Origin of the sequence: Mesorhizobium sp. M1227 (genome assembly GCF_040318315.1) — a bacterium.
GTDB lineage: Bacteria > Pseudomonadota > Alphaproteobacteria > Rhizobiales > Rhizobiaceae > Mesorhizobium.
This window is the reverse complement of record NZ_JAMYLZ010000018.1, coordinates 97,196-108,591: the sequence shown is the minus strand read 5'-3', so window position 1 is coordinate 108,591 and position 11,396 is coordinate 97,196. Positions and strand designations below refer to the sequence as shown.

General features: G+C 57.8%; 7 protein-coding genes. 3 read left to right on the top strand and 4 right to left on the bottom strand.

The window, feature by feature from the left end:
- Positions 1-678: 678 nt before the first annotated feature.
- Both NKH28_RS20820 and NKH28_RS20815 read left to right on the top strand, forming a co-directional pair.
- A complete protein-coding gene (locus NKH28_RS20820; RefSeq protein ID WP_352980317.1) occupies positions 679-3,336 on the top strand; it encodes a TrlF family AAA-like ATPase in 2,658 nt (885 codons plus the stop codon).
- Between the two features lie 2 nt (positions 3,337-3,338).
- Positions 3,339-3,779 carry a GNAT family N-acetyltransferase gene (locus tag NKH28_RS20815; protein WP_352980316.1) on the top strand — a complete coding sequence of 147 codons (441 nt, stop codon included), beginning with the start codon at positions 3,339-3,341 and terminating at the stop codon, positions 3,777-3,779.
- A 140-nt stretch (positions 3,780-3,919) separates the two neighbouring features.
- Here NKH28_RS20815 and NKH28_RS20810 read toward each other — a convergent pair whose 3' ends face one another.
- A complete protein-coding gene (locus tag NKH28_RS20810) occupies positions 3,920-7,357 on the bottom strand; it encodes a class I SAM-dependent DNA methyltransferase (RefSeq protein ID WP_352980315.1) in 3,438 nt (1,145 codons plus the stop codon).
- A gap of 575 nt (positions 7,358-7,932) precedes the next feature.
- On the opposite strand from NKH28_RS20810, the gene NKH28_RS20805 reads away from it, so the two are divergent.
- On the top strand, positions 7,933-8,358 hold the full coding sequence (locus NKH28_RS20805; protein WP_352980314.1) for a DUF309 domain-containing protein: 426 nt from the start codon (positions 7,933-7,935) through the stop codon (positions 8,356-8,358).
- Positions 8,359-8,460: 102 nt separating this feature from the next.
- Here NKH28_RS20805 and NKH28_RS20800 read toward each other — a convergent pair whose 3' ends face one another.
- From NKH28_RS20800 to NKH28_RS20790, 3 genes are all read right to left on the bottom strand, one after another.
- On the bottom strand, positions 8,461-8,928 hold the full coding sequence (locus NKH28_RS20800; protein ID WP_352980313.1) for a Ros/MucR family transcriptional regulator: 468 nt from the start codon (positions 8,926-8,928) through the stop codon (positions 8,461-8,463).
- A gap of 225 nt (positions 8,929-9,153) precedes the next feature.
- Positions 9,154-10,473: a DUF2130 domain-containing protein gene (locus NKH28_RS20795; RefSeq protein ID WP_352786909.1), complete on the bottom strand. Its 1,320-nt coding sequence runs from the start codon at positions 10,471-10,473 to the stop codon at positions 9,154-9,156.
- Between the two features lie 127 nt (positions 10,474-10,600).
- On the bottom strand, positions 10,601-11,383 hold the full coding sequence (locus NKH28_RS20790) for a hypothetical protein (protein WP_352980312.1): 783 nt from the start codon (positions 11,381-11,383) through the stop codon (positions 10,601-10,603).
- Positions 11,384-11,396 lie beyond the last annotated feature (13 nt).

Here is an 11,396-nt window from a genome sequence, read left to right as displayed (position 1 = left end):
ACCGCGCGGGTTCGGACCTCGGGAGAGAACTTGTTGGTCGTCTTGCTTGTCATGGCTCCACCTTCTCAGGAGTTGGAGCCTCCGATCAACCCGGCGCGGTTCATATCGCCTCAAGCTGATCGATACTCAATGAACTAAAAGGTCGCCTCATTCCAAATCCCCCAGTTCGATTTCGCGCCTATAAGCTGATCGGAGTCAATCGTGCCATTCAGCGGCGTACCTCAGATCAGCCGAAGAAGCAGTCGTGGCCTCTCCCACAATCGGACGCCAGAAAGTGGCTCTGCCGATGCTTGGTTATGGCGCAGATGGCACGCCTCGAAGGAGGCCGTTCACAACCGGCCGGCCGTCTTGAGCCGAGTCCCGGATGCTTCTCGATTTTCTGTCCAACCATCGAGGATCCCGTTCGGCAGCGGATCCGCATCCATCTTAGATTGGCTTTGTCGAGAGGGAAACGCAAAGCGCGCACGGCCGGCCTCCCTGAGGCCTTGGCTCGTCCGCATACACGTGTCGCCCATCAAGAAGACCTTCCTAGGCACCTGAGCATCTGGCCCAGTTATCGGTCGGCTGAAGACACTCTCATAACGCCATGGCAGTCTCCCGCAGGCGCGCCAAACATGCTGGCGTTGTGAAAATAACGATCCATATCGCGCGGCGCTTGTGGGTGTGATACTTGTGCGAATGCTTCCCGATCAACAGAAGGCAAATAGCTTCGAAACATTCTTCCCCAACGGTTCCGCCTGGGTCCGGGTAGACTTCCATCTGCACACCAAGGCCGACAAGGAATTCGTCTACAATGGGCAACACACCGATTTCGTCAGCGGATACATCGCTGGCCTGAAAGCCTCAGGCATTCGGCTTGGCGTGATCACCAACCACAACAAGTTCGACCTCCAAGAATTCAGAGCTCTCAGAAGAGCTGCTAGGCAAGAAGGCATCGGCCTGCTCCCGGGTGTCGAACTCTCTGTCAACGACGGAGCAAATGGTGTCCATGCCCTCATTGTGTTTTCCGACGAGTGGCTCGAAAAAGGCCACGACTTCATCAACGCGTTTCTCGGAAACACCTTCAGTGGCCGCACGCCAGCGCAGTACGAAAACGAGAATGCCCGCTCGAACGAAGACATCGTTTCAACTCTAAAGACCCTTGAGCAGTTCAACCGCGATTTCCTCGTTGTCTTCGCTCATGTTGAGGCATCCAGCGGGCTCTGGAACGAAGTCAAAGGCGGGCGCATGCAGGAGCTGGCCGCCAATCCGCTCGTGCAGAAATACTGCCTCGGCTTCCAGAAGGTCCGCACGCACGATGTGCCGGATCGCGTCGGCCGGACGAAGGTCAAACAATGGTGGCCGCAGTACCCGGCGGAAGTCGAAGGTAGCGACCCGAAGAGCATCGAGCAGATTGGCAAAGGCGAGCATACCTTTCTTAAGCTCGGTGACCTCACCTTCGAGGCCGTGAAGTTCGCTCTGCGCGATTTCGAGTTCCGCGCAGCGGGAGCTGCACTCAAACTGACACACGGCTATATAGAGGCTGTACGCTTTGAAGGCGGGCTGCTGGATGGTGTCCGCATTCCGCTCTCGCCGCACCTCAACTGTCTGATTGGCATCCAAGGCAGTGGTAAGTCATCCGCCCTCGAATGCCTTCGATGGGCGCTCGACATTCCATTCGGCGATAGACCCCAAGATCGAAAGTACAAAGAAGACCTAGTCCCGTTCGTACTGAAGAGTGGCGGTCGCGTTATCGTCGAGGCGGTTGATCACCTCGGATCAAAATATGAGGTTCGCAGGATCTTGGGACACGACCCGGAAGTCTATCTGAACGGCGTCCTACGCAGAGGAGTCGCCGTCAGACAAAGTGTGATCCGAAACCCGCTCTACTTCGGGCAAAAAGACCTCTCGGCTGCAGGCCAGGATTTTGGAAAGGACCTGGTCGAGAAGCTAGTCGGTGAGTCTCTGCGACCTATCCGTGAGTCGATTGCGACCAAGGTTGGTGAGCTTAAGTCAGCGGTTACGCTACTGCAGGCGATCCAAACCGACACCGAAAAACTTACCGGTTTTCGCCAGGAGCTTGCTGCTCTCGAATACCAGATCGAACAGTTTGACAAGCATGGCGTGAAGGACAAGCTGGAAAAGCAGCTTGCCTATAATCAAGACGCCTCGTTCGTGACATCGGTCGGTCAGAAGGCGGAAAGTTGGAGTGAAGTCGTCGGTGATTTAGCCGACGAAGGCATCGAGCTGCTCGATGCTCTCGCTGTCCCGAGCTCAAAGTACAACGCCGCTTTCTTCGCCGACTACGCGGTAGCTCTCGCCGAACTGAAAGCTTCTGTAGCCTCGATCAAGGCAGTTCAAACAGCCATCGACACCGTCCGCGACAAGCTTGGCGAAAAGCACGCCGCTCTGAACGGCACGATCAGTGGTCTCAAGGAAGAATTTGCCTCCGTGGAGCGCGAGCTTCTCGAAGCGCTCGCCGACAAAGGTGTTACCGCGCTTCAGCCCGATGACTATCTCAAGAACACTGACCGAAAAACGCTGATCGAAGGGAAGATCGCTGAGCTCGTGACCGCAACTTCTAAGGCTGCGGACCGTAGAGAACTCGCCGCCAACACGAGCAGTGCGCTCAACGAAAAGTGGCTCGAAGAGTATCGGGTGACGGCCGCCGCCCTCGACAAGATCAATAATGTCCAATCTGAGCTAAAGATCACCCCGACGTTCAAGGGCGACAAGAAAGCCTTCACGATCCGGCTAGAGGCCGCCCTCAAGGGTAGCAGTGTACGAAGCGAAAGCATCGAAGCCATCTGTGGAAAGTACGTGGATTTCGCGGCTATCTACGCCAACCTCGACGAGGCAGCAGCCTTGGCGAAAGGACGTGCAGATGCTTTTCGTGAATACTTCCTGAGAGCGCTGCCCACGCTCCTGACCTTCCAGGTGCCCAACACTTACGAAATCAACTATCACGGACGCCCTCTACGTTCGCATTCCCTCGGTCAGCGTGCTTCCGCGATGATGCTCTTTTTGCTGAGCCAGCAGGAACACGACCTCGTTCTGGTCGACCAGCCTGAAGACGACCTCGACAGCCAAACGGTTTACGAAGAAGTTGTGAAGCGCATCCGCAAGATCAAATCCAACAGGCAGTTCATCTTCGCCACCCACAACGCAAATTTTCCGGTACTGGGAGACTCGGAGTCTGTCTCCGCATTCAGCGCATCCGATGACAGGATTGCCGTTTCCTCTGCCAGCATCGACGCCGCCGACACCCAGAAGCTAATCATCAGGATCATGGAAGGCGGCCCCGAGGCGTTTGCCCGCCGCAAGACAATCTACGAACATTGGAAGGCAGGCCTATAGCGATGGAGCGGACACACGCTTCCCAGATTGCCGAGCTGCTCAATGCGCAGAACCAGCTTGCGATAAAGTACGACGCCCAGCATGTTCTTGATCATGCGAACGAGTATGTAGTCGACCTCTCGGAAGACGGTCGCGTCGTGTGCTGTGCTCAACTCAAGCGCGTGCAGTGGTATCAGGCCGAAATTTCCCACGTGACCACACATTTTGTTCGCCAGGGACGAGGCGCACGATTGATAGAGGCGGCAGAGCAACGCGCGCGTAAAGATGGGGCGCGTTTACTTCAATGCACGGTGCGAACTGGAAACGGCCCAAGCGAGGGCATGTTCGCGAAGGCCGGTTTCCAACGTGGCCCGACATTTGGAAATCCTCAGACCGGAAACAATGTGACAGTCTGGAGCAAAGCGCTCATCCATCCTCAAAACAACCTGAGTCGCGACGGCTAAGGCAAAGCGGGGAAATGACGATGCTCAGGACCCGTCGATGGCGATTTCGCCAAATTGGTTGTGGAAGTGGCCAGTCCGCTTCCTGCCCTCACCAGGCAATGCGATTTGGCTTGGCGGCAAGTGTTTTCGAGAAGCAAGCCTTAGGCGGCTCGGAAAAAGCTTCTTCCTTTATCGTAGCTTTCCGCTTGGCCAAGCCGGACCAAGGATTGAAGCACGTCGCGTACATCGGCGACGGTCTCGTCCGGTGACGTGAACGCGACCGCGATTTCTTCTGCCGACAGGGGCGCTTTCGCACGCGTCATGAGATCGAGGACAACCCGCGCCTGGTCCAGTCGCGCGGCCGGGAACGGGGTTTTCTTCGCCCTGACTTTGGTCGCCAAGATCGCCTGGACGCGGTCGCCGCGATGGGCCAGCGGACCGATTTTGTCGATCTGATACTCGGGGCGCAGCCATTTGATGAAGCCCCGGCGCTCTTCGGCGGCCCGGACTTCGTTCAACCTGACAAGGCCGTCAAGGGTTTGCTCGACGTTAACATCCGCGTGCCACCCGTAGGATTTCAAGACGGCGGCGTCCAGCCGATCATGAAGCTCTCGCAGGATCACAATACGGCCACGGCTTCGGATGTCCTGATCCTTGCGCGAGACTGCGCTGCCCTTTCGGACGGCTTCGAGAACATTGTAGAGCGCCGTCAGGGACAGGTCGGAATGCTCGGCGAGGACCCGCTTGCGCGTGTCATCGAGTTCTTCGGCGATGGCACTTATTTCAGCACGAGCCGACGCACCTGCATCGGGATGCGGGAAGGGATCAAAACACAAGGACTTCGAATACCTTGGATCGTTGCCAACGCCCTGGCGGCCTCCGGTGCGCAAAGCCCAAGCCACATGCACCTTCGAAGACAGCACGCCGAGATGGAAGGAATCATCCGATGCAATCGCGACCAGCATGTTGTCTGGAAGCACCTCGGCCTCCATGAACTGGAAGATGCGGTGCTTCATGGTTTCGACGGTGGCGATGTAGCGGGACAAGCCGTCCAATGCTGGCCGGAGTTCCCTTCGTGGCTCACCGAACCACCACCATTTCTCTCGATATGAGGGCCGATTGTTTCGGTCTCGCTCCGGCTTCACCGTATCCAGCAAGTGTTGATAGACCTCGGGGAATTCTCGTCGGACCTCATCAGCGGCGGTGCCGAACAGGTCGATAACCATCACACCACGCGGCCGTGATGTCAGATCCTTGCCATTGCGGTATTCGCGGATGAGCCGATCGAGGCCCGGCCGCTTTCCAAGGCCGAGCTCAATGGCCCTTTCACGCGTGATGATGAAGCCATTTCCGTGCAGCTTCACGCCCGGTGAGCAGATCGCGTCGTTAGCCAATAGTGCCTTCGATTTGGTGACATCTACGCCAATCGTGAGATCGGGATTGATCTTCCCTTCACGTTCAGCGAACTCGATCTTGGGCTCATCGGTATCAAGGTCTGCCTCTCTCGTCACGATGCGCACAACCCCATCCCGTTCGCCAGCTTCAGCAACGGTCATGGCAATCCTGACCGCAGCGGCTTCTTTTGACGCCTTAGTCCATGGATGGTCCGGAATGGCGAACACGAGGGAAACTGGCCAGGGGCCCGCCAGATGTCTCTCAAGGACTCGCCGCTGGAATTTCTGCGTTATCGAGTTCGTGGTAACGAAACCGAAGCGGCGCAGCCGGGTTTCCTTCCTCACAAGCAGATCGGCTGACCTATCCCACCAGTACATCACGAAATCCGCTGCAGGATTCATCTGCGGGTTGGCGCTCCACAAGGCTTCGGCGTAGCCCGCGCCCAGTCGCGCGCGAATATCCTTCCCGCCAATGAACGGGGGGTTGCCGACAATGAAGTCGGCCTCCGGCCAGTCGGCGCAGATCGCGTTCGGATAGAAGTAGGTTTCGTTGCCTTGGCCGTCGGACACGGGCTTGCCGAGCGCATCGCGCTTGAGATGCGGATGGGGATAGCCCGACCAGGTGAGCAGCGCATCCTTCGCGTGAACATGGTCGCTGCTGCCCAACACCGGTTCTGAAGGCACGGTCGACCGAGTCCGCATGTGCCACTGGATGTATCCGATCCAGAGCACCAACTCGGCAATCTCAACCGCCCGCCTGTTGATTTCCATGCCGAAGAACTGCTCCGGCTTCACCGAGATGTTAGCGACGTGTGCGACCGCTTCGTCGCCGCCGATGTCCTGCAATTGCTTGAGCGCTTCGCCTTCCAACTGCTTCATCCGGCGGAGGGCAACGTACAGGAAATTCCCCGTGCCACATGCCGGATCGAGTACCCGTACGGACGCTAGGTGCCTGAGGAAGTCTTCAACCTCGTGAATGGCGGCCGCGTTTGAGCCATTGCGAATCGCACGCTCGGCCGCCGATTGATGGCCGATCCAGTCTTTGGTGAGGGGTTCGACGATCGTGGCATCCACCACCCGTTCGACATAGGCACGGGGCGTGTAGTGTGCACCGAGACGTCTGCGCTCGATCGGGTCCAGTGCCTGTTCGAAAAGAGTGCCGAATATTGCAGGCTCCAGATCGCGCCAATCGGCATCCGAGGCATCGCGGAGAAGGCGTATTTCGTCCTTAGTCAGCGGGAGTGACGCGGCATTCTTGAAGAGTTTGCCATTGAACCGAAGCAGTCTCTCGCCGATGCCGGGCGAGTAGTCGCCGCGATCCATATGCCGCCAGAGGTCGTCGATTTCGAAGGTAAACCGCGTCGGGTCGTCGAGACACTTCGTCAGAAGCTCCGTGAAACCCTTCTTGCGGAGCAGCCCCACGTCCTCGACGAACATCGTGAAGAGGCACCGCATGAGGAAAACTGCTACGCTGCCGGCCTCGAAGCCTCGCCCTTCGAGGGCCTTCGAGATTTCTGCCAGCTGCCCGGCAATCTCTCTGGTAACCTTGGCCGTCTTCTGTGCTGGATCAAGGGATTGAGGTTGTTCCCATACCGTACGCAACAGTTCTCGGGTACCCGAACTGGCCAGCTGACTAAGTTCGATGCGAAACTGCCGCGCATCTGGAAACTGGGCGTAGTGGCGTCCGTGACCGGAAAAATCGGCGTAGAGCTCGACAGCTCGCCCCACGTCGCAGGCTATGATGAAGGGCGGATACGGATGGTCGGAGGGCAACGATGCTGCATATCGCTCGGCCTGCCGGCGGGCCTGGACCATAACGTGATCGAGACCAGGCAATGCCGTGCCGGCGGGTCCACCCTCCGCCGTCACGAATAGGTCTACCTGGCCTTCTGGCACCGCTTTCTTGCCACCACGGAGGCGGCTCTGCTTTGCCTCTAGGATAAAGCACCCTCGCTTGTAGAGATCGATGCGCCCAGCTTCGGTCGTCCCATCCGGACGTTTTCTTTCAACGCGCCGTTCGAACACGTAGTCGTTGAAGTCATGGGCGGCTAGCGCAGGATCAGGTCGCCTGACTCCAATCACATCACAAAGCTCTGCCAAGAAAAGAGAATAATTTGCTCTCTCTTGACCTCCGTCGAGATTTGCCCATCGCCTAATGAAGTTGGCGACCGTTAATAATTTATCAATATCTTCGCCGTGTCCCACGCAGCAAAGTGACATTGCTTAGTTACTAAATCCATAAAGTGGACGCGCACCGTGCGCTGGGTCCGATCTGGTATTTATATCGGCTTGATGGCGCAGTCTATCCGGAAGAACGGATAGGTACGGACGACTATTCTACGCAGCTCAATCGATGCCCGCGAGAACATTACTCGGCTGCTTTCAGATAAATTCGCCTTAAAGCGGGCTGTCAGCTCACGGCCCCGTTCCAGCCATTGCTAATGCTTGCCAGAACTGCGGAATTGGCAGGGCTATTGACAACGCACTCTAAATGTTCGCCTTTTGTGCTTCGAAAGTCGCATAAGTGGCAGTGTGGAATTGGAGGGAGATCTCCAGAAACCGGAACTCAGCCCCATTCACGGCCTCAGCTCTGACAGATGAAGCCTATGCCGTCAGCTCCATGTGACATGAATTGCCATCAACGCGCTTTCATGCTTGCTGGGCCGATGTCTCGTCCTCGCTTGCTGCCCGAAAAGAGTTTTCCCACCTATGCGTATCTGCCTGGCAAGTATCCGCATCCGGTACGTCATCCCTTGGGCCATAGCTACCGAAACGAGCCCGTGACCATCGCCCTTGCGGAAGCACTAGGCTCGGATGTCTTTCGATGGGGAATCGACCTTTTCAACCACGGCTATTACTGGGAAGCCCATGAGGCTTGGGAGCCTCTTTGGCACGCTGCGAAACGAAGCACCCAGCACCGCCTGTTCTTCAAGGGACTGATCCTATTGGCGGCGGCCGGGGTAAAAATACGCGAGGGAAAGCGGGTCGCTGCCGTGCGCCACGCGACAAGAGCTGCCGCGCTTTTTCGTCAGGTGGTGACGGTGCCGAGCCGGCTCTTTGAGACTGCACTCGGGATGACACCTGCCGCGCTTGCAGAATATGCCGAAGCGGCCGTAACTTCCCGGGTCATTTTGCCAGAGCCAAAGCCTGACCAGCCCGAGCCCGTTTTCGATTTTGTTCTCGCACCAAAATTGGAGAGTGTCTGATCGGCAACCCTTGGTACCGTTCAACCCAGCTTCGCCTGTGGAAGGCGGGTTACTCCCGCCTTTTTTGTGTCCGGACTACATAGGCCGATGGACCTGCAGCAATCAGGCCGCGGTCTTCTTGCGCGTCCGCTTCACCGGCGCCGGCTTTTCCGGTTCTTTCGGCTTTCGGCCGAGCCCCATCGTTTTGGCCAATGCCGAGCGCGCTGCGGCATAGTTCGGCGCGACCATCGGGTAGTCCGCTGGCAGGCCCCATTTGGTGCGATATCCGTCGGGCGTCAGGTTGTGGTGGGTCGCGAGATGGCGTTTCAACGACTTGAATTTCTTCCCGTCCTCAAGGCTGACAATGTAGTCCGGAGTGACCGATTTCTTGATCGGCACGGCAGGCTTGAGAGCCCCGGACTTATCCGGCGCAGCACCGCCGCCGGCGGTGCCCTTCAATGCGGCGTGGATCTGACTGATGAGGGCCGGCAAGTCACCGACCGGAACCGGATTGTTCGAGACATAGGCCGAGACGACGTCGGCAGTGAGTTCGATCAGGTTGTCGGCATTGCTTTCAGCTTCTTCTGTCACGAAACTCTCCTGGCGGCTTGAAAGACAGTCGGCGAAATTGTCCGTTTCATAGTGGCGGTTGGCGCCAAACGCAACGAATGCATTGGGCACTATTGCGATGCCTGTTCGGCACAGCGGTCATGGCAACGCATCCCGCGTCGTGCGCGTGTTGGTCCGTCCCCTGTTCGTCTGGGCAAGCCGTTCCAGATTGCCAATCGTTTTTCTGTTGAGCTGCATGCCGATTGCCTATTCGGCATCGGGCAGAGATGCTTCGATGGCCAGAACCTCCAAGCCCTCAATTTCTTGCATCACCTTTCCAGCGATACCTTGCAAATCGCCGTACATCCCGACGGTCGATTCGATTACGACTTGTATTTGAGCTTCCCGTTTCGCCCACAGGCGTGTTGTGGCCTTGCGTTCCTTGGCCAGGTCCTCCTGCATATCAGAGAATTTTTCGACGATGGCCTCGACGCGGTGGCGGAACCGCGGACCGGTCAGATAGCCATAGACCTGCTCCATTTTGGTGGCCTGGCCGTCCTGGGCGAGGCGGGAGTTCGCCAGCTCGATGAGTGATTGTCGCAGCATGATTGCGATCGGCATCGCGCATTTGGGATGGGCGACATAGACCCCGTCTAGAAGATCGAAGGTTTCCACACCGGGAGGCAGAGCTTCCGAGATCATCAGCGCGATATCCGCCTTCGCCGCCCGCTGATCGGCCCTGAGCTTTCCCAGCCAACCCTGGCTCCAGTTCTTGGTGCGTTTCGATTCCCACAAAATGGCGCCGCATGGCTGGCCGGCCGGTCCGACCACGCGGTGCAGGACATCTCCGCCGAACTCACCCTTGGCAACCGGTTCAATGACGTCCATCGGGAACCGGCCGGCAATGAGGGCTTCCAGCTCGAGCTCCAGCACCTCGCCCTGGAGCTGCTGGGAGCCCTGTTCCGCACGGCGCTTCAGCTCCTCAATTTGACGCTGCATGCCGGCGATCTGTTCTTCTTTTTCCGCAACCTTCATCTTAAGGCCGTCTTCGGCTTCCGACCTCGCCTTGACGCGAACGGCGTCCAATCCTTCCTGGATCTTCCTCTCGATGGTCAGCGCCATCTCTCGCTTTTCGTCGTCGAGCGCACGCTGCTTTTTCAGGAATTCCGCCTGTTGCTGCTGGGCCTCGGTGAGCTTTTCGTCGCGCGCCTTTAACGTCGCCTCCAGCTCGGCAAGCTTCTTATCCTTGTCCTCCAGGTCTACCGAAAGCAGCAATTTTGCCTTGCGGGCTTCCTCGACCGCGATCCCGGCACGCTCAAGCTTGATTTGCTCTGCCACCTGGTTGGCGATCTCCTCTCTGGCGGCGGCGATCTCGGCCTGCTGGCGCTTGAGCTCCTCTTCTCTGGCAGCCATCGATGCCTTGCTCTGCGTCAGGCGCATTTCGTATTCTTCACGCGTGGCGGCAATCAAAGGGGCGGCGAGCGACTCATTGAGCTTGATTTCCGTCTTGCAGCTTGGGCAGCTGATCGTCGGTTCATTGGGAATCCTGTCCCCCTGCAGCATGGTATTGGTGGGCTGGATGGTCATCTGCGCGCTCCTCCCTAAGGAATCTGCTTTAGGACACGCCAGACTATACCTCGCCACGCGTTTTCGGAAAAGAACAAAGAGTGAACTGATGGGTTATCCCCGCCTCTCCCCGCTGTTCCGCTCATGACTAGATTTTCTGGCGCTCCATCTCCGCCAACATCTCACGGGCAAACTCGTCGATCGTCACATAGTCCTGCAGAAGCTGGGCGTGGAACACGGCGCGGGGAGACTTGTCCGTGACCGAGTGGGTCATCCATGGTCGCCAAATGCCCAGGACCCTCTGCTCCGCCTGCAGCTTGTCGTAGAGCTCGAAATCCCGCTTCTGGATGGCATCGCCACTCGCCTTCTCGAGTTCGTTGTACCTGTCGACTGTCTCGGGCGTGACGATGAAGGGCGGGATGTACAGGGGTATCCGGTGAGCGAGGCTGTCGCGGAACCCTTTGAGATGCTCGTCTATCCAGCCTTGACGCTTGCCTAAATAGGCGAGGAACTCGTTGCTAAAGGAAGCGCGGACTTCCTTGCTTTTCGGGCCGAGGCCCACTCGGAGAGACTCGAGCTCCTTGCACTCGGCGTTGAGGACCGGCTTCTCGCAGACCCAGATCCAGGCCAAATTATCGAGACACCCGAACGCATTCACTACGAATGCCTGAATAGCCAGCGTCGCGTCGACGACCGCGTCCCTCTCGGGGACTTCGTCCAGCTCTGGGGGGAGCTTCTCGAACACGACGTCAACAGCCCTGACCATGGTACCAAGGCGCCGCGAGAACCCATGATATGCGAACTCGTGGCCACGCTCGGTTTGATACTTACGACCAAGAAAGCGATCCCGCAGTTCAGCGAACTGCCGATGCATGTCCTCTCGGCCAGCGTGAAGTTTTTCGATGTCCTCGGGTTTGAAGTAGCAGACCATTTGCTTGACAACG

What these genes read in the sequence shown, in the direction of transcription:
- NKH28_RS20820 (WP_352980317.1), top strand. Translation starts at nt 679, where the DNA reads ATGCTTCCCGATCAACAGAAGGCAAATAGCTTCGAAACATTCTTCCCC.
- NKH28_RS20815 (WP_352980316.1), top strand. Translation starts at nt 3,339, where the DNA reads ATGGAGCGGACACACGCTTCCCAGATTGCCGAGCTGCTCAATGCGCAG.
- NKH28_RS20795 (WP_352786909.1), bottom strand. Translation starts at nt 10,473, where the DNA reads ATGACCATCCAGCCCACCAATACCATGCTGCAGGGGGACAGGATTCCC.
- NKH28_RS20790 (WP_352980312.1), bottom strand. Translation starts at nt 11,383, where the DNA reads ATGGTCTGCTACTTCAAACCCGAGGACATCGAAAAACTTCACGCTGGC.